This is a genomic window from Laspinema sp. D2d (genome assembly GCF_025370755.1).
GTDB lineage: Bacteria > Cyanobacteriota > Cyanobacteriia > Cyanobacteriales > Laspinemataceae > Laspinema.
Genome location: NZ_JAMXFC010000001.1, coordinates 322,029 through 340,967, shown reverse-complemented (window position 1 = coordinate 340,967; position 18,939 = coordinate 322,029). Strand labels below are relative to the sequence as shown.

Genomic DNA, 18,939 nt, shown 5'->3' with positions numbered 1-18,939 from the left:
AAAAGATGAAATTTCAACGGTCTACTTTACTACTGTTATTCCTGGCGGTTAGCTTTACAGGTGCGGTTTACTTTTATGAGGTGAATGTCGTACCATCCCAGGAAGCGGCCCAGGAAAATCAGAAGCAAATTTTTACCTTTCAAGAAGACCAGGTAAAATCTTTTGTGCTAACGACTGAGGAAAGAACATTGCGCTTTCAACGAGGGGCGATCGCAGAAACTAGAAAACCCGGCGAACCCCTTTGGATTATGGAAGTCATCGAGAGTACACCGACTCCTGTTGAAACCCTTCCTCCCGAAACCCCAGAAACAACAGAAACAACAGAAATCCCAGAAACAATAGAAACACCCGAAACAGCAGAAACAACAGAAATACCAGAAACCCCCGAAACAATAGAATCAACAGAATCAACGGAATCAACGGAATCAATGGAATCTGCTCCTACATCGCCTTCTATTCCGGCGACTTATGCTGCCAATGAAGCCTATGTTGCCTTCTTGTTGAATGAAGTAGTCAGAGGAAAAAGCGATCGCATTCTGAGCGCAACCCCTCAACAAATTAGAGATTATGGGTTAGAAAATCCCCAGGCAACGATTGACATTACCCTCACAACCGGCGAAACTTATCAACTGGTTGTAGGTAATCGGGACTTTACCGGCAGCAATCTTTACGCTCAAGTCGATCCCCGCCGAGGGACCCTCACGGCTCAACCTGTTTTATTACTCTCAACTAACTTAGAAAATGCCGTCGATCGCCCCCTAGAAGAATGGATTCAAACTCCCGAAGAAAGTATCGAACAAAATCGGACCGTTCCTGAACCTTTACCCCAAGAAGGAGAGAATCCGCAACCACCTGTTCCTGAACCTTTACCCCAAGAAGGAGAGAATCAGCAACCACCTGTTCCTGACCCTTCCCAACAACCAGAACCGATAGAACCCGAATAGAAATACCGCCACTTCCGGTCCCCTCCCCTGTGTTTTGGGGAGGCGTCAGGTGGGGTTCCTCTGCTGATTTAGAGGCCGTTTAAATGCGTCAGTAGCTTAGGAATCATGATGCATCAATCCTATGTCATGTTACCTGGATATTCAGAGTGTATTAACTAATGACCAGTCCAACTGCAACATTACTTGTTTCTTGTCCCGATCGCCGGGGATTAGTGGCGACGATTGCCAATTTTATCTATTCCCATAATGGGAATATTATTCATGCCGATCATCATACGGATTTTGCCGCTGGGTTATTTTTAACTCGGATTGAGTGGCAACTGGATGGGTTTGATTTACCCCGGGAGGCGATCGCCTCTACGTTCAAAGAAACCATCGGCGACCCCCTCAATGCCAATTGGCAACTGCATTTTTCCGACACGATCCCGCGTCTCTCGATTTGGGTGAGTCGGCAAGATCATTGCTTACTCGATTTGCTGTGGCGGCAGAAGGCAAAAGAATTTCATTCTTCCATTCCTTTAATTATCAGCAACCATCCGGATCTGGAAGAGATTGCTCAACAGTTTGGGGCTGATTTTTATTGTATTCCTATTAGTAAAGGCAACAAAAATACTCAGGAAGCGAAGCAAATTGAATTGCTTAAACAGTATAACATTGATGTAGTCGTTCTGGCTAAATATATGCAGGTTTTGACCGGAGATTTTGTCCAAAAGTTTCCGACGGTAATTAATATTCACCATTCATTTTTGCCTGCTTTTGCGGGAGCAAAACCGTATCATCAAGCCTATAAACGGGGGGTAAAAATTATTGGGGCAACGGCCCATTATGTCACAGCGGACCTGGATGCAGGACCAATTATTGAGCAAGATGTCGTCCGGGTCAGCCATCGCGATGAGGTGACCGATTTAATTAGAAAAGGGAAAGATTTAGAACGGATGGTGTTAGCGAGGGCGGTTCGTCTACATTTGCAAAATCGAGTCCTTGTCTATGGCGATCGCACCGTCGTTTTTGGGTAAAGCTAGGCTATTGATACAACACAGGTTAGAAACTGGGTTTCTGAAAAAAGTTTCGGTTAATTTGTCAAAAATTAAGGCAATAAACCCGGTTTCTGGTCCTATTGTTTAATAGGTTACTGAACGTTGGATTAAGGGCAAGGCTGATTGAAAAGTGTTTTTTATTCTATACTGCTATTAATTTTATATCTCAGAGTAAAATGCTGAATTCCTTTCAACCCGAACCATCCTAAAAAACATCCCATAAAATAATAGGGGAAATCTGACCAAACAAAGGTTGACCCTAATACCATTTTCCCGATAAATGTGGCCCGAATGGCTTGTAAAAATGGGGGATGCCAAAGTTGGAAAAACTCTAAAAGGCAAGTGGCAATTAAAACCCCTATTGCTGCCCATTTTGCGGAAACTTTCGGCCAAATCAAAACAACGAGCAGTATCCAAAAAATTTCGTAGGGAATTCCGCCAAATGAATTATTGAGCCAGGATTGACCCGGACCGCGATAAAATTTGGTAAACAACCCGAAGGGGACGAGAATTGCTATACTGAGGAACAAAGCAAGGCGGTATTGAAAAAAGCGATGATTGGGGGAAAAGGGAGAAGTCATAGCGGATCAACGGTCCAATCTATTGATACCTGCCTCAACTATAGCGAGTTTCAATTATTCCGGCAAGGCTTGAGGAATAAAAGCAGTGGAAATTCCTTTCTCTATTTTTGTTAAGTTTTTAATTAAAACAATTTAAACCGATGACTTATTTCAGTGGATTGAAAGAATTTATCGAATCCTGGGACGATCGCTTTGTGGAAGCAAATCCCGCCGAGATATTTCGGCAAAGTCCCCTCGGCAATATCAACACGGAGGGAACTGCCGCTTGTGCAGATTCTCCCATTTTATCTAAATACCATCGCCAGTTTAAAAAATCTATTGAACCGGGTGTTCGGGATTTAACAATTGCCTTAATTTTTAAATTTAATTGTATCACTTATTCCAGTTGTCAAGGGCATTTTTCCACCTCAAAATCTCAGATGCGGCCTCGCTATGTAGGCATTCTTCCCCGAAATATTAATGAATATGATGATTTGGTGGAACAGTTGACAACGCTAATAGAGTTTACGAATGGCGTATTATCCCAAAATACCGTAGAAGTGGTTCTTACGCCGGATATCCTAGAATCTGAAAATTGCGTGATGCCTTGTTTTAATCTATTTTTTATCTCTAAATCAGCCGATGAAGCCACCTATTTTCAAGAGGTAGAAGCGGTTTATCAAACCTTTTTAAACCTGCTGACCGATCGCATATAATATTAAACCGACGAGTTTGGGAGACTATCCATGACAGAAATTCCTCGACCTTTGAATGAGGATGAACTGAAGGAGTGGCAGTGGCGACTCAATGAAGCGAATCGTCACAATGTTTTTTGTCACTGTCGTCACTGCGGGGAAGAATGGGTTGATTCTTTTACGGATGTACCTTGTAAATCCTGCGGCAGTGGTGATGTAGAGCGTATTGCTTGTTGGCAGTTTCCCGATGGCTGATTGAAGGGAGTATCTAGTTATTTTAGGGATTTATGCGGCCAAAGGATTGATAAAATATGCCCTTGGGTAGAAGCTAATAACCTAGAAATCGGTTAGCTTTGTAAAAGGAACGAAAGTTAGTTTATGAGTTTACAAGGGTAAACTCTAACTCCCAACCCTGGGAACATTGACTTTTAGTAAAAAATTTACCAATCTTTGCTGATTTAATAGGGATAATTATGACTAAAAATAAACAAGAAAAGCCCAAAAATATGGCCCGAGAAGAGGGCATTGTAGAAGATTTACCCCAAGTTGAAACAGAATCTTTGGGAACTGGAATAGCGAATCGCCCGGGCGCTAATAGTGGCGATCGCAGCATGGGAAATAAGATGAAAGAATATACTCATACCAGTCCTGAATTAACCGGGGGAGATGTGGATGCGGCATGGTCCGAAGCTCAAAATGTTGGGGATGAAGCGGTGGGAGGAACGGCACCAACTCCCGACCAAGATATTGTAGATGAAATCGGTGCAGCAGCCGGAGTGGAACAGGCCGATCGCCAAGAGTTAGGGGTTCGCGATGAATTGTCAGAACGAGATGAAGAACGCTGGGAATTAGACCCGGAATCCTCAGAAGAATATGAACTGCGGCGTGATAGTGTGGTCGGCGATCGCCTCGGTCAATTGTAGGAATTGAGCAAAATTTTACGTCAAGGAGCGAGGGGTTGAGCGCTCCTTTTTTTATCAAATTTCAGTTAAAAACTAAGTTTCTGAGTTAACTTTTGGACAGGAGGTAAAAATTGGGTTAGAAACCCGGTTTCTTGTCCCGGTGAAAGGCAGTCGGAATCCAAACTCTTCCTAACTCCTGAACACCCCCAGGAAATTTCCCCCTCCAGTCAGATTGGCATTTGCGGCCATTTTTTTTTAGACTCTAACCACTTTAGTGATTCCATCAACAGATTAAATTTCCCTAAATCTGCTATGACCCAGAGTAAACTGACGATCGCCTTTCCTCTAAAAAAGCCTCTATTTTCCGAATACCTTTCCGAGAATTCCCTCATTCTTCCCAATGGGAAACGCTCTAAATCGGCGATTCGCAACAGCTTACAAGCTTCTACCTTGGATGGCGTGTTTGCCACGTTTTTCTCCTGCGCCACTGGGGGGGTCTTGCTGAGTAATTTTTTGCTGGATCTTGGCGCAAGTAACGTCGAAATCGGGTTACTGGCAGCGATTCCGATGCTGGTGAATTTTCTGCAACCTGTGGGGGCTTATCTAGGCGATCGCACCACGAGTCGTCACTGGTACACCCTCTTGATTTTCAGCATTTCTCGCCTGCTGTGGCTGTTTTTACTCCTGGGAATTGGCTGGTTTCTCGTGGATCCCCGGCAAGCCCATAATCTGCTTGTCGGAACCCTGGCGATCGTTGCCCTCACCCATATTTTGGGGGCCCTTGGGAGTCCCTCCTGGGTGAGTTGGATGGCTGCCTTAGTCCCCGATCGCCTACGCGGGCGTTACTTTGGCTTTCGCAACAGTGCCGCGAATCTCACCAATTTACTGACGATGCCAATCTTGGGGGTGATGGTATCCCAATGGGATGGAGGGACCATTGAAGGCTATGGAATTATCTTGTGTGTGGCGATCGCCGCTGGCATTATTAGCTTATGCTTTCAGTTTTTGATGGCAGATGTTAACCCCCAAATTTGGGGCAGCGACAGCCGAAGTCTCCCCAAAACTGAACCCACTCCCCCCTCATCAGCGATCGCCCTGCCGAGTTTTTTAAAAGATAAAAATTTCCGGATGTTTCTGCTCTATTTTGGCGGTTGGATGTTTGCCGTCAACCTCAGCGCCCCATTTTTTAACCTCTATTTACTCAAAGATTTAGAAATTGATGTGAGTTGGGTTACCCTCTACAACAGCCTCGCTGCTGGTGCTAACTTGCTGATGCTGCCGATTTGGGGAAAATTAGCCGATCGCCTGGGAAATCGTCCCCTGTTACTCTTTGTCGGTATCCTTGTCGCCATTACCCCAGTGCTCTGGCTGGCAACAGGAACCCACGGGGTGGTGTTATGGGTGGGATTACCGCTATTGCACCTGATTAGTGGCGCAACTTGGGCAGCCGTGGATCTGTGCAGCAGCAATATCCAAATGGAAATCGCCCCGGCGAAACAGCCTTCGAGTTATTTTGCGATCGCGGCTGCCGTTAGTGGATTAGCCGGTGCCGTCGGGACCACCCTAGGCGGATTTATTGCCACCCAATCAGCCTTTGGCGGATTCGTTGGCTTATTTGCCTTCTCCGCACTCTTGCGACTAATGGCCCTACTTCCCTTGCTGTTCCTCCAGGAACCCCGTAGCCAAAGCCTCCGCCAGATACTTGACAACCTTGCAAGTTTTTGGTTAAAACCCCGGTTAAATTCTGATTCATAAGGGCATAATAAAAAAGTATCGGCTATTACATTCAGGACGGCCCAGCTTTACCCGAGAGCAGGATTTATGTCAAAACTTTATCGGCTTCTGTGCCAGTGGGCGATCGTCCTGCTGCTGGTTCTCACTCTCACCGCCTGCGGCAGTTTTCCCGGTGAAGATGTTACCACTCTTACTCTCAGTGGTTGGCAAAGTAGTCCCGTGGAAAAACAGCTTCTTGAACAGCTACTCCGGGATTTTGAAGCCACCCATCCTAAAATTAAAGTCCGGTATGAAGTCATCACGGATCAGTATTCTGACGTCATCAAAACGCGATTAATCGGGGATGCGGCTCCGGATATCTTTTATTTAGATACCCTAGAAGCACCGTTACTGATGCATCGAGGCGTATTAGAACCCCTTGATCGCTATATTACCCCAGATTTTGACCTCAGAGATTTTCAACCGGCGATGCTCAATGCCTTCAAATATAAGGGCAAAATTTACGGGTTACCGAAAGATTTCTCTACCTTAGGGCTCTATTACAATACTGAATTTTTCCAGGAAGCGGGATTAAGTGAACCGCCAAAAACTTGGGCGCAATTACAGGAGTATTCTGAACAATTAACGGTGCGACGCAATCGCGATCGGCGCATCCAACGGTATGGCTATGGCATGGTTCCCGAATTAACCCGTCAAGCCTTTGTAATTAAAGCCTTTGGCGGGCAATTTGTTGATCGCAAAGGGTTCGCCGCATTTGCTCAACCCAAAGCCTTAAAAGGACTCGCCCCGGTTATCGAACAATATCAACAAGCTCGCACCGCAGGCATTCCTTCCGATACCGGCGCAAGTAACGTCAGCGAAATGTTTGGACAGGGAAAAGCAGCGATGGTTCTTGATGGAAATTGGGCCATTCCTTACCTGCAAGAAACCTTTCCTCGGATTTCTTTTGCTATTGCTCCCGTCCCTACCATTAACGGCAAAAAAGGCACAATGGCGTTTACCGTTGCCTACGTCATGAATAAGCAATCTACTCATAAACCAGAAGCGTGGGAATTGATTTCTTATTTAACCGGAAAAGAAGGCATGAAAGCCTGGGCGAGTGGGGGATTAATTTTACCCACCCGCAAATCAGTCCTAGCCGAATTGGGATATCTCAATAATCCCCTCTATGCGCCTTTTGTTGCCGGTGCTGACTATGCCACCCTTTGGCAAGCCGGGGAAAATTTGTCCCTCGTTACTCAAAATTTTAACAATCAGTTTCTCAGTGCTTTATTAGGGGAACAATCTTTATCAGAGGCTATGAAAAAAGCCCAAGCGACTGCCAACCAGGAAATTAAAGCGAGTCTGTATTAATTCCCTGACATGAAGGTAGTTCTGTCCTCAGTCAAAGAGGTTCCTAAACTATGACTAGCATCCCACTCAAATCTATGCCTGTGTCTTCTTTAAATCCAGCGGCTTCTCGGGCTAAAACCCATCGAAATTTTCGCTTTTCCCCTTCCCTATCCGGTTATCTATTTATCGCCCCAGCTTTAATGATTTTAGGGGTGTTTTTGGGCTTGCCAATTTTGTATGCGATTTTCCTCTCGTTTCACAAAGTTGAGATTTTAGGGGAAATGAGCTATCGATTTGTTCACCTGCGGAATTTTACCCGGTTGGTGGATGATGGACGGGTTTGGATTGCGTTGAAAAATACCGCTGAATATGTGGCGATCGTCGTTCCGATTCAGACGTTCATTGCCTTAATGTTAGCCTTGGTCCTGAATGCTCAAATTCGCGGGAAAAACCTGTTTCGGGTGGTGTTTTTCCTGCCGACGATTACCTCATCGGCGGTGTTAACCCTGATTTTCATGTGGATTTACAATGCCGATGGGCTACTGAATCATTTTTTAGAAGGGTTTGGTTTACCGACTTACAATTGGTTGGGAGACCCAAATATAGCGCTGAAATCGATTATGATTATGAATATTTGGGCAAGCGCGCCCTTTTTCATGGTGATTTATTTGGCAGCGCTTCAAGATATCCCAGAATCTCTCTATGAAGCGGCCAAAATTGATGGGGCGAATGGGTGCGATCGCTTTCTGAATATTACCTTACCCTTACTCAAACCTGTGACCTTTTTTATCATTGTCATGGGTATTATTGGCACGTTTCAACTCTTTGACCAATCCTATATTTTTTCGGGAGGGTCCGGCGGTCCCAATAACTCCACCTTGACGGTAGTTTTGTTGATTTATCAATATGCTTTTAAGAATTTAGAGATGGGATATGCGGCTGCTTTAGCCCTCTTATTAGCAACGGCGATCGTCTTAGCGACCCTGGTGCAACGGTATTTGTTTAAAGAAGACATTCCTCAGTAATCGTCATCACAGGAGACTCACGGAGAATGAAGCGAATTTCTGGATTAAAAGCGCTGCTGTACGGATTCTTAATTCTATACGCGATCGTCACCTTTATTCCCTTTGCCTGGGCAATGTCGGCATCCTTTAAACCCTTAGCAGAAATTGTGGAAGGGGGGATGAATTTTATCCCCCAGAATTTTACCCTAGAAAACTATCAATCCATCTTTACCCGAGAACGCCTATTCGGGCGCTGGTTGTTCAATAGTGCCTTTATAGCCGTGTGCGTAACCGGGTTTAATATTGTGTTTAATTCAATGGCAGGTTACGCCCTAGCCCGGATTCCGTTTCGGGGAAATCGAATTATATTTGGGATGATTTTAGCTGTATTAATGATTCCCGGACAAATCACCTTAATTCCCACTTTTTTAATTTTAAAATCTTTGGGATGGTTGAACACTTATCAAGGATTAATTGTCCCCAGTATGGTCAATGCCACATTTATTTTTATGATGCGTCAGTTCTTTGTAAATTTCCCCAAGGAACTGGAAGAAGCGGCGGCATTGGATGGATTGAACCGATGGCAAACCTTTTGGAAAGTGGTAATGCCGTTAGCAAAACCGGCCCTAGCGGCTCAAGCTATTTTTATTTTTATGGGAAGTTGGAATAATTTTTTCATGCCCTTAATTGTCGTATCCAGTCAAGATATGTTTACCTTACCGTTGGGATTGAATACCTTTAAGGGTCAATATATCAGTTATTGGAACTATATCATGGCCGCTTCGATGGTATTTACATTACCCGCCTTGGCTATTTATGCATTTTTTAATCGTTATTTTGTGCAAGGGGTAACCTTTACCGGAAATAAGGGATAAAGGACGAAGAGGGAAATTTATCCCAGCTTTTTGGGAGGAGAAATGGGGATGATGACGGCGAATTCTGTTTCTTGTCCCGGTTCAGAATGAACCTCTAATTTTCCCCCATGTTTATCGACAACTATTTGATAAGAAATAGTTAAGCCGAGTCCTTTTCCCGCCCCAACATCTTTAGTCGTAAAAAAGGGATTAAAAATATTAGGGACCGTCTCTTTGGGAATGCCGATACCATTATCAATGATCCGAATTACGGCATGGGAAGCGGTGCGAGTTTCGGTACAAATGCGAATCCGAGGGGGGGTAGAATTTGGGAGAGGGGTACGTTTTCCTACAGCATCGATCGCATTATTGAGAAGGTGAAAAAATACTTGATTGATATCACTTGGATAGCATTCGACCCGTGGTAATTCTCCATAGGTAATCTCAGTTTCAATCCCTTCTAAACGACCTTTTAAAATTGAGAGGGTACTATCCAACCCTTCATGCAAATCTACATCCTTCAGTTCCGCTTCATCCAAATGAGAAAAGGTTCGCAACGATTCTACAATTTCTCGAATCCGCTTCGCCCCTCGCTTCATAGATTCGACAAGGGGAGGAAAATCCGCCATTAAAAATTCTAAATCTAATTCTTCGGCTGCTTCTTTCATCTCCGGCAGCGGATTGGGATAATGTTTTTGAAACAGTTGAATAAACTCTAGTAATTCTTTAATATATTTGCTGGCATGATTCAAATTGCCATCAATAAAGGTCACGGGATTATTGATTTCATGGGCAATTCCGGCCACCATTTGACCGATGGAGGACATTTTTTCGCTTTGGATTAACTGAGCCTGGGTTTGTTGTAAATCCCGTAAGGTTTGGCTGAGTTGTTGATTAGATTGGCTTAATTGTTGTTGGGAATGATAGAGTCGCAGTCCGGCCCTGACCCGGGCTAAAAGTTCGGCTGGATTGACGGGTTTGGAGAGAAAATCATCGGCCCCGGCATCAAGTCCTTGAATACGGTCCTCTAAATCGACTTTGGAGGTCAGTAAAATAAAAAAAGTAGAGGCTAATTCAGGGTTTGATTTAACGATCCGACAGACTTCTACGCCATCAAAATAAGGCATTACCCAATCGCAAATAATTAAGGCGGGATGAAGTTCTAGGGCGAGTTTTACCCCTTCTTCCCCATCTTTAGCAACGGTGACTTCATGCCCTTCTAATTTTAAGTCTCGTTTAAGGAGTAAGCGGGTGGCGGAATCATCATCTATGACCAGGATTTTATCCATAGTTTTTAGAGGAACTTATCATATAAGTTGGAGGGTCAATTTTGTATGGTATCATAATTTAAAAATCTCTAACTCTTTCCGTTCAAATACATGAAGAGTTAGGATGCCTATCCGGGACACTGGGGGAGGATTCAGGCTTATTCCTCGGGCCTGTTTCCGGGACGGATTTGAATGACTTTATCTTTCAAGTCAGAGGTGAGGCGGGACAGGGGGAAGCGGGGTAAAATGACCGTTAAGGTAGTGCCGCCCGATCGCTCTTTCGTGCTAACTTCACTCTGGACAGAAATTTCTCCCCCATGAATTTCTACACACTTTTTCACAATGGCTAGTCCCATGCCAGTGCCGGAAATTTTACCGACATTTCGGCAGCGTTGGAATGGCTCAAATAGATGGGGCAAGTCTTCCGGGGGAATGCCGATTCCACGATCTTTGACGTGAAAAATGGCTAGGTTTTGGCGATCGCACAGTTCTAGTTGAATCGGCATCCCTTCAGGGGAATATTTGAGAGCATTAGAGAGTAAGTTGGTCAGGATATGCCGCAGTAATTTTTCATCCATACAGGCAGAGAGACTCGGTTGAGATAAAATTAACTCAATCCCATGTAACCCGTTATCAATAAACTGCATATCCTCGACTAATTGCTGACAAAACTCCACTACATCTAAGGGATGGCGGTTGCATTGTAGGTTACCTGATTCAGCATGACCAATTAATAGAACATCATCAATCATTTGCGTCATATTGACGGAAACACTTTGAATCCGTTGGATGGCTTGGAGCTTTTTATCCTCTTTGGAATCGGGAAAGTCTTCTTGGTAATATTCCAACAAGTCAGCGGAGGAAAGAATAGTGGTGAGGGGGGTACGGAATTCATGGGAAACCATAGATACAAAGTGAGTTTTAAGCTGATTGAGTTCTTTTTCTTTCTCCAGGGCTTTTAGGGTTTCCTCTTCGGCTTGTTTGCGTTCGGTAATATCTCGCCCAACGGCTTGAAACTCAACGAGTTCATCTCCAGAAAAGACCGCCCGTTCAGTCCAATGATGCCATCGCACTTCTCCATTGGGTAAAACGGCGGATTCTTCTCGGTTGATCACGGGCTGGTTGACAAAATCCCGCTCAAAATCGGGGCGAAAGGGAACCAGAGAGCCATCCATCAGTTCCTCTCGACTCATGGTAAAATACCGACAGTAGGCATCATTAACGAAGGTCACGGTCCCATCGGGGGCAAAGCGACAGATAAATTCCGTTTGGTCTTCGATAATCGCCCGATAGCGGGCTTCACTGGCTCTGAGGGCGAGTAAGGCAGCGGAGCGATCGCGGTGTAGGCAAATGGCAGCGGCGGCGGCGCGCAAAATCGGCAGCAGAGAATCCAGATCGGCGATCGCACAATTCTCAAAGCCGATAAAGCCCACTAATTCATCCTTGAGGGTGAGGGGTAACATTAATACGGACTCCAGGCAGGCTTGCTCCAAAATCTCTCGTTCCACAGCGGGAAAATCGCTCACTTTCCCGGCTACAATTCCACCCTTGTTGAAGGTTTCAATCCAGCGCGAAGGTAAGGGATTGGGCGGAATTAGACCCTCTGTCGGTTGGGAAGTCTGTGGGCTAGAATTACCCCTGCGGTCTTTTGCAAACCACTCGCATAATATCAAGGGTTCAATTCCCGCCTGATCCTGATAGAGTTCGCTCATGTAAGCGCGACTTGCTTGCGCAGCTTGTCCCAGGGGGGCAAGTAACTGAATATAGGAGGAATTGGCTTCTTCAGGGTTAGAATCTACGGCACTTAATAACTGTTGTTGAACTTCTACGAGAGCCGATAACTGTTGATTCGCTTGGCTTAATTGCTGGGTTAACTGGCGTAGTCGCAATCCCGCCCGAACTCGGGCCAGTAATTCATCACTTTCTATTGGTTTGGAGAGAAATTCATCGGCTCCTGAATCAAGACCTTGAATCCGATCATCGACTTGTCCCCGGACGGTGAGGAGAATAAAAAAGGTAGTGGCTAAGATGGGGTGAGCTTTAATGCGGCGACAGACTTCCACACCATCTACTAGCGGCATCATCCAGTCACAGACGATTAAATCTGGACGGAGTTCTTCGGCGAGTCGCAATCCTTCGGCTCCATTTTTAGCCAAGGTTACATTATATCCCTGCATTTGGAGGTTCCGTTTCAGGAGTAAACGAGTTACCCCATCATCATCTATAACGAGTATTTTTGACATAAGTAGGTGCCGGGGCAATGGGACAATAAACCAAGGACAAACGATAATAAAACCATACCTCTTCTTCACTGTACATTTTTTCTGATTTTTCTTCAATTTTATATGGATTCTCGGCCTTGATTTGGGGGGGGATAGAGTACCTTTATCCTAGCCAGCGCCAGGGTTTCATAAAGGGTTAGACGGGCCAATCCTTCACCCATTTCTCAATATGGTTTAAAATCGTTTTCAATTGTCCCAGCAGTTCCTCGGCCTCCTTAAAATTACTCTGTTTGGCTTGTTTTTCTAAGTTTGCAGCTAATGTCGGCATGGCGATTGCGGCAATGGTGGCGCTTCCCCCTTGAATTTGGTGTGCCTTACGCCCGAGGGTGACGGCATCGCCTTGGATTAAGGCTTGATGGGCATCTTCTAGGTACTGTTTGCCATCCTCGATAAATGCTGTGATCAGTTCCACCGCAAACAGGCGATCGCCTCGGGCAATCTCTAATAGATGTTGTTCATCAATGGGATGTTCCCCAACTGATGAGGTAGATTCCGAAGAGAGGTCCAGTAGAGGTCCCTCAGCCGTCAGGTTGATGGGAACGGCAGTCACCTCCCCCGAGGTGGGGTGGCCCCACTGCGCGATCGCCTGTTGTAAATCTTTGACGGAAACGGGTTTTGTGAGATAATCATCCATACCGGCTGCCAGACATTTTTGGCGATCGCCTTCCATTGCGTAGGCGGTCAACCCAATGACCACCGTATGTCGCTGGTCTCCTTCTCTGTCCCGAATGGCGCGGGTTGCATCATACCCATCTAATACAGGCATTTGGCAATCCATAAACACGATATTATACGCTGTGTCCTGCATTTTGTCCAGTGCCTCTTGTCCATTATTCGCACAATCGGCTACAAACCCTAGGGATTCTAACTGATTCAATACCACTTTTTGATTGATACGAGTATCTTCCACTAATAAAATATTCAACCCATTATTAGACTGAGGTTTCTCGCTGTTCTCAGGGATTGAAGAGGCTAATCCCTCGCGATCGGAAGGGGGAGAACCAGAACCCTCATACCCGTCTGAACTAATTCCTCGAATTAAACATTCCAGCAACCGTGATTCTTTAATCGGCTTAATCAAATAGGCAGAAAACCCCAAATCTAAAAACTTTTTAGCTTGATAACTTTCATTGATTGACGTCATCATAATTAATGAAGTATTGGCTAAAACTGGTTCTGTGAGGATGAGCTGACCAAGAATTTCCCCATCCATTTTGGGCATTTGCATATCCAACAAGGCTAGATTAAAAGGCTCCCCGGTAGAGACCGCTTTTCTTAAAAGCTTAATGGCCTCTAAACCATCTTCGGCTTCAGATACTGCCATGCCCCAGTGACTCGCTTGCTGGCGCACAACTTGGCGATTAATCGGAGAATCATCCACAATTAATAGCTTTTTTCCCCACAGAATAGAGCAGGACTCATCTAAGGAAGGGGGTTGGGTAAACCCGATATTCGGATTAACAGTTGCCACCGATTCAAACTGCACCGTAAACCAGAAAGTTGAACCGACCCCAACTTGACTCTCTACGCCAATTTCACCGCCCATTAATTGAGTTAATTGCTTGCAGATAGCTAACCCCAGGCCAGTTCCTCCATATTTCCGAGTGGTAGAAGCATCGACCTGGGAGAACGATTGAAAGAGCTTTTTACGATCGCTAGGGGCAATCCCAATCCCACTATCCCGAACTGAAAAAGTGAGGGTAAATCGGGTGGATGCTTCCGGTGTTTCAAGAGATTGTTCGGGGGTTGATTCTGCCCAAGTGACCGTAATGACGACTTCTCCCCGTTCCGTAAATTTGATGGCATTCCCCAGCAGATTGGTAAGGATTTGCCGCAGGCGACTGGCATCCCCTTTAAGATATCGGGGAACATCGGGAGTAACCAGAACCGCTAATTCAATTTGTTTAGAAGCTGCCGATAAGGTAAATAAATCAACAGCATCTTCTAAGGTCTGGTTCAAGTCAAACTCATGAGAATCTAAACGCATTTCTCCGGCTTCGAGTTTGGAGAAATCGAGAATATCATCAATCAGGGTTAATAAATTTTCTCCGCTAATTTTTAGGGTTTGCACAAAATCCCGTTGTTGGGCCGTTAGTTGGGTTCGCAGTAACAATTCAGTCATGCCTAAAACCCCATTCATGGGAGTCCGAATTTCGTGACTCATGTTCGCTAAAAATTGCGACTTCAATCGAGCGGCTTCTAGGGCTTGTTCCCGCGCCTGGACTAATTCATCAATGTCAATACTCACCATCACAATTCCCCCGATCGCCATGTCTGGAGAATACCAAGGATGAATCGCCCAACTCACATAATGGGGGCTACCATCGGCATTTTCCCAGACATCTTCAGAACTGGACATCACGGTTCCTGTGAGTGCCTGTTGATGAATATTAATCCAGCGTGAGTTGAGGTTGGGGAAAATTTCATAATGACTGCGACCTAACAACGACGGCTGAGTAATTTGATAATCCAGACACCAGCGATCGCTATAGGCTAGATAGCACATTTCCCGATCAAACATTGCCATTGCGACCGGCGCATGAGTGACGATTTGCCGTAATTGCTGGCGTTCTTGTTCCAGTGCCGCTTCGTACCGCTTGCGTTCCGTAATATCTGTAGCCAGCCCATCAATCCGGATGGGAGAACCGGAGGCATCATAAATAATCCGCGAGCGATCGCGCAGCCAACGAATTTCTCCATTCGGTCGCACAATCCGATATTCAATATCTTTACTCTGGGGAGAAGTGAGAACATCAAACAACGGTTCTAGTTGGGCGGAATCCTCGGGATGAATCATCGTCGCCCAAAGATTGGGATTATTAAAAAACTCTTCCACTTTGCGCCCGTAGATTTTCTCAGCCGCCTGATTCATATACAACAAAGTGCGATTAGGCAGCGAGACAGACCACAAGGTATCATCAATCGAACTCAGAATGTTATCCAGCCGTGCACTGGTTTCAAGTAAGGCGGACTCGGCGAATTTGCGATCGCTGATATCTGCCCAATATCCGACGATTTCTAAAGGGTTTCCCGCGTCATCCCGGACTAATTTCTGTTCGTCTCGCATCCATCGCCATTCCCCATTTTGATGTTGAAAGCGGTATTCATCGCGGTTTTTACCGGACTCCAACAAGTGAGTTAACCCGAGTTGGAGGCAACTGGATTCCTCGGGATGGACTCGATTGACCCAAAAACTAGGGTTTTCCATAAATTCCCTTGGCGCGTAACCCAACAATGTGCTAACATTGGAACTAATAAAAGTAACGGCATGATCTCCAATGGCTTTGCGGCTATAAATCACCGCTGGACTAGACCGGAGCAAATATTGCAGGCGTTCCGTTGCCATCCGTTGCTCTAAATCCGCTTGCTTGCGATCAATGCCAATGGCAATGCGATCGGCGATCGTCCTCAGATAATCCAGGGTTGTGCTAGAGAACGGGTGAGCCGCAAAAATTTCCATGACCCCCACCACGAGATCATCTACAATCAAGGGATAGCCTGCAAAAGCGACGAGTCCAGCTTGCTGCACCCAGGCGCTCACATCGGCGTGAGTGAGGGCGTCATTGCTCCAGTAGATTTGGCGTAATTGGGCAATCTGTTGAGGGTTAAATTGACCTAAAAGGGCGCGATCGCCCTCGGGAGGCATACAGGGTCCGGCACTGGCTTGCAATTCCAAATTTTGACTGGAATCTACAGTCCAGATGGCAACCCAGGCAGCATCCAGATGGCGGACGATTTCCACCGCGCACCGTTGGATAATCTGACGTAAACTTCCTACCTGAGTGAGAGCAGCACCGACTTCAGCACCGAGGGTGGCTTGTTGCGATCGCTCTCGCAATTTGTCTTCAGTCCGCTTCCGTGCGGTTATATTTGTCGCCGTCCCCGTTGTTCCGACGACATTTCCCTGTTCATCCTGCAAAGCGACGGCATTAAAGCTGAGATAAATCGCACTCCCATCTTTACGAATGTGTTCCGTTTCATACTGAGAATACGACTTTCCAGCTAAGAGGTTTTGAAAAATTCTCCAATCAGTTTGGGCGGCCCGTGGGGGCTGAAATTCGGTGAACGATCGCCCTAACATTTCTTCGGGTTCATACCCGTAAATATGACGAGTTGCCGGATTCAAAAAAGTCCAACAGCCGTCCCGATCTACGGACCAAATTAAATCTTGTGAGGTTTCCACTAAATCGCGATATTTACGTTCGCTGGCTCGAATCGATTCTTCGGCTTGTTTGCGATAGGTAATATCAGATAACGTCGTCAACATGGCAGCTTCGCCATTAAAGGTAATAAACTGAATAGAAATCAAAACCCAAAATGGAGTGCCATTTGCCTTTTTAATATGCAATTCATACCCGGAAAGAAATCCATCTTTCCTTAATTGAGCCAACATCACTGCGCGATCACTGGGATTCACATAAAAATCTGGAGTTCTTGTACCGATTAACTCTGAGAGTGACATTCCTAACAGTTCCCCCAGGAGTTCATTGGCATAGACAATCGTGCCATCAGAAATCTGGCTAATCAGTAAGGGAACGGAAGTACCCTGAGCAATGGCGCGAAACCGTTCCTCACTTTCCCGTAAAGCTTGCTCAACTTGCTTGCGTTCAGTGATATCATCCAGCGTCCCATAAAGACCCAAAACGGTTCCGGTTTCATCCAAGTAATGGCTGCCACAAACATTTACCCATCGCCGCTTGCCCTCCAGGGTCCGCAGTTGAATTTCAAAGCAATTGTAGTGAATGGGATCATCGGTGAGTAAGGCTAATCCTTCGCTCCCCTGAGACTGTTCTTCTTCCACAATAAAGGCTAAAAATGATTTTCCCAGGCTTTCTTCTACGGTAAATCCCGTCATTTCGGTCCAAGCCGGATTGAGAAAGGTCCAACAGTTTTGTTTGTCAGTTTGAAAAATAACTTCTTTAATATGATCGACTACCGAGCGATATTTAGATTCGCTCGTACGCAGGGCTAATTCAGTTTGGTGACGTTGTTCAATTTCTGCTTGTAATTGTTGATTAATTTGTTGAAATTTGGCGGTGCGATCGGCAACTAACTCTTCTAAATGTTCCTGATAATGTTGTAACTCTTGTTGGGTCCGGAATCGTTCGCACTCTTCCATTCCTAATGCTACAAAGTCAGCGAGGGACGAAATCAGTTGTTGATCTTCTACCAACCAATTTCGCGGGATTTCCATTTGTTCGCAACAGATGACCCCCACCACTTGACCCCCTAAGCGAATGGGTGCATCCAACAGGGAGGCAATTCCCAAGGGTGTGAGATAACCCGCCGAAAATTCTTGGGTTGCGGGATGGGTGTGAGCGTCATCAGCGGCGATCGCCCGGTTATTGGCTAGGGCCTTAAAATAATTGGGGTAGTCCTGGGCAAACAGTTCAAGTCCCTCGGAATGCCGTTGCTGGCGACTCTCGAACAAATCCACACATCGAATGGCGGTGCGATCGCGATTATACCACCAAATACTCACTCGGTCTACTTCTAGGGTTTGTGCCGCAACTTCAGTAATTTCCTGGCAGATTTTGGTAAAATCCCCCTCTTTCCCCCGGTGAGAGCTTGTGAGGGCTAATAGGGCGTCATTTTGTCGTTGGATAATCCGTTGTTTGTGCGGTTCAAGCTGGCGATCGCGGATGATCCGGTTCCTCTGCTCAATCCCCCGTCGGATGGTCCGAATTAGCAAGGATTCGGTGAGTTCCGGGGTAAACAAACAGCCGAGGGCTCCAGCGGCGATCGCCTGTAATGCTAATTCCTCATCCTCCCCCGGAATCACGGCTACAATTCCCGGGAGAATGGGGGTTCTCGAACCTGGGGATTCTCCCGCTAATCTCATCTCATACAGGCGATGCAGGCGATCAAGTTCCCCCGTCTCCTCCCGGGACAACTCCAGGGCGATCGCATCAAACTGGTGCTGTTTTAACTCGGCGATCGCCGCCTCTACGGAGTCGATACAGGTTAACTCACTTTTCAGGGTCGGAGTTGTGGATAAAAGTGTTTGAATCGGTTTATCTTTGTTCAGGGTATTCTCAACCCACAGAATTTTCAGAACCAAAGGGTTTGACATAAAGTAAATTTTATAGAATTGACGCGAGCAATGAACGACAAGTTACCCCGTAACCCGCCTTTTTCATCTCCCCCTTTAAAAATAGTAACCTATTCCCATTAATTTGCCCTTAATCCCTTGGGATTAAATCGCCCTGTTCCGAGCAGCTAATAGGCATTTTCTCTTAGATTCTGGCTTCAATCCTCTACAGGTTAGACATGGAATGGATTAAATGAAAGGTTCTTTGTATCTATCAAGACTCGCTATCAATCCCT

13 protein-coding genes are annotated in these 18,939 nt (G+C 45.8%); 9 read left to right on the top strand and 4 right to left on the bottom strand.

From position 1 onward, the window contains the following. Positions 1-5 precede the first annotated feature (5 nt). Together NG796_RS01435 and purU are read left to right on the top strand one after the other, a co-directional pair. A complete protein-coding gene (locus NG796_RS01435) occupies positions 6-944 on the top strand; it encodes a DUF4340 domain-containing protein (protein WP_261204131.1) in 939 nt (312 codons plus the stop codon). Positions 945-1,102: 158 nt separating this feature from the next. Next, positions 1,103-1,960: a formyltetrahydrofolate deformylase gene (purU, locus tag NG796_RS01430; RefSeq protein ID WP_261204130.1), complete on the top strand. Its 858-nt coding sequence runs from the start codon at positions 1,103-1,105 to the stop codon at positions 1,958-1,960. Positions 1,961-2,118: 158 nt separating this feature from the next. Here purU and NG796_RS01425 read toward each other — a convergent pair whose 3' ends face one another. Further along, positions 2,119-2,562 carry a DUF2809 domain-containing protein gene (locus tag NG796_RS01425; protein ID WP_261204129.1) on the bottom strand — a complete coding sequence of 148 codons (444 nt, stop codon included), beginning with the start codon at positions 2,560-2,562 and terminating at the stop codon, positions 2,119-2,121. A gap of 140 nt (positions 2,563-2,702) precedes the next feature. Between NG796_RS01425 and NG796_RS01420 the strand changes: the two genes are divergently transcribed. From NG796_RS01420 to NG796_RS01390, 7 genes are all read left to right on the top strand, one after another. Then, entirely contained in the window at positions 2,703-3,257 is a 555-nt protein-coding gene (locus tag NG796_RS01420) for a hypothetical protein (protein ID WP_261204128.1), read from the top strand. Between the two features lie 30 nt (positions 3,258-3,287). Beyond that, on the top strand, positions 3,288-3,491 hold the full coding sequence (locus NG796_RS01415) for a hydrogenase maturation nickel metallochaperone HypA (RefSeq protein WP_261204127.1): 204 nt from the start codon (positions 3,288-3,290) through the stop codon (positions 3,489-3,491). Between the two features lie 218 nt (positions 3,492-3,709). After that, entirely contained in the window at positions 3,710-4,159 is a 450-nt protein-coding gene (locus NG796_RS01410) for a DUF6335 family protein (protein ID WP_261204126.1), read from the top strand. 291 nt (positions 4,160-4,450) lie between these two features. Next, positions 4,451-5,893, top strand: coding sequence for an MFS transporter (locus tag NG796_RS01405; protein ID WP_261204125.1), 1,443 nt, complete (start codon positions 4,451-4,453; stop codon positions 5,891-5,893). Between the two features lie 66 nt (positions 5,894-5,959). Continuing rightward, positions 5,960-7,225: an ABC transporter substrate-binding protein gene (locus tag NG796_RS01400; RefSeq protein WP_261204124.1), complete on the top strand. Its 1,266-nt coding sequence runs from the start codon at positions 5,960-5,962 to the stop codon at positions 7,223-7,225. A 50-nt stretch (positions 7,226-7,275) separates the two neighbouring features. Continuing rightward, positions 7,276-8,229 carry a carbohydrate ABC transporter permease gene (locus tag NG796_RS01395; protein ID WP_261204123.1) on the top strand — a complete coding sequence of 318 codons (954 nt, stop codon included), beginning with the start codon at positions 7,276-7,278 and terminating at the stop codon, positions 8,227-8,229. A gap of 26 nt (positions 8,230-8,255) precedes the next feature. Then, a complete protein-coding gene (locus tag NG796_RS01390; RefSeq protein WP_261204122.1) occupies positions 8,256-9,083 on the top strand; it encodes a carbohydrate ABC transporter permease in 828 nt (275 codons plus the stop codon). 17 nt (positions 9,084-9,100) lie between these two features. On the opposite strand, the gene NG796_RS01385 is transcribed toward NG796_RS01390, so the two are convergent. The 3 genes from NG796_RS01385 to NG796_RS01375 all read right to left on the bottom strand — a co-directional run bounded on the left by NG796_RS01385 (position 9,101) and on the right by NG796_RS01375 (position 18,685). Next, positions 9,101-10,351 carry a response regulator gene (locus tag NG796_RS01385; RefSeq protein ID WP_261204121.1) on the bottom strand — a complete coding sequence of 417 codons (1,251 nt, stop codon included), beginning with the start codon at positions 10,349-10,351 and terminating at the stop codon, positions 9,101-9,103. Between the two features lie 137 nt (positions 10,352-10,488). After that, the gene (locus NG796_RS26540) at positions 10,489-12,573 is read right to left on the bottom strand and encodes an ATP-binding protein (protein ID WP_261204120.1); all 2,085 of its coding nucleotides are present in this window, start codon (positions 12,571-12,573) and stop codon (positions 10,489-10,491) included. Between the two features lie 175 nt (positions 12,574-12,748). Next, positions 12,749-18,685, bottom strand: a complete 5,937-nt coding sequence (locus NG796_RS01375) for a PAS domain S-box protein (RefSeq protein ID WP_261204119.1) — start codon at positions 18,683-18,685, stop codon at positions 12,749-12,751. Positions 18,686-18,939: the final 254 nt, after the last annotated feature.

Coding starts and splice junctions, on each gene's coding strand:
- NG796_RS01410 (WP_261204126.1), top strand. CDS start 3,710: ATGACTAAAAATAAACAAGAAAAGCCCAAAAATATGGCCCGAGAAGAG.
- NG796_RS01375 (WP_261204119.1), bottom strand. CDS start 18,685: ATGTCAAACCCTTTGGTTCTGAAAATTCTGTGGGTTGAGAATACCCTG.
- NG796_RS01420 (WP_261204128.1), top strand. CDS start 2,703: ATGACTTATTTCAGTGGATTGAAAGAATTTATCGAATCCTGGGACGAT.
- purU (WP_261204130.1), top strand. CDS start 1,103: ATGACCAGTCCAACTGCAACATTACTTGTTTCTTGTCCCGATCGCCGG.
- NG796_RS01435 (WP_261204131.1), top strand. CDS start 6: ATGAAATTTCAACGGTCTACTTTACTACTGTTATTCCTGGCGGTTAGC.
- NG796_RS01385 (WP_261204121.1), bottom strand. CDS start 10,351: ATGGATAAAATCCTGGTCATAGATGATGATTCCGCCACCCGCTTACTC.
- NG796_RS26540 (WP_261204120.1), bottom strand. CDS start 12,573: ATGTCAAAAATACTCGTTATAGATGATGATGGGGTAACTCGTTTACTC.
- NG796_RS01415 (WP_261204127.1), top strand. CDS start 3,288: ATGACAGAAATTCCTCGACCTTTGAATGAGGATGAACTGAAGGAGTGG.
- NG796_RS01425 (WP_261204129.1), bottom strand. CDS start 2,562: ATGACTTCTCCCTTTTCCCCCAATCATCGCTTTTTTCAATACCGCCTT.
- NG796_RS01390 (WP_261204122.1), top strand. CDS start 8,256: ATGAAGCGAATTTCTGGATTAAAAGCGCTGCTGTACGGATTCTTAATT.
- NG796_RS01405 (WP_261204125.1), top strand. CDS start 4,451: ATGACCCAGAGTAAACTGACGATCGCCTTTCCTCTAAAAAAGCCTCTA.
- NG796_RS01400 (WP_261204124.1), top strand. CDS start 5,960: ATGTCAAAACTTTATCGGCTTCTGTGCCAGTGGGCGATCGTCCTGCTG.
- NG796_RS01395 (WP_261204123.1), top strand. CDS start 7,276: ATGACTAGCATCCCACTCAAATCTATGCCTGTGTCTTCTTTAAATCCA.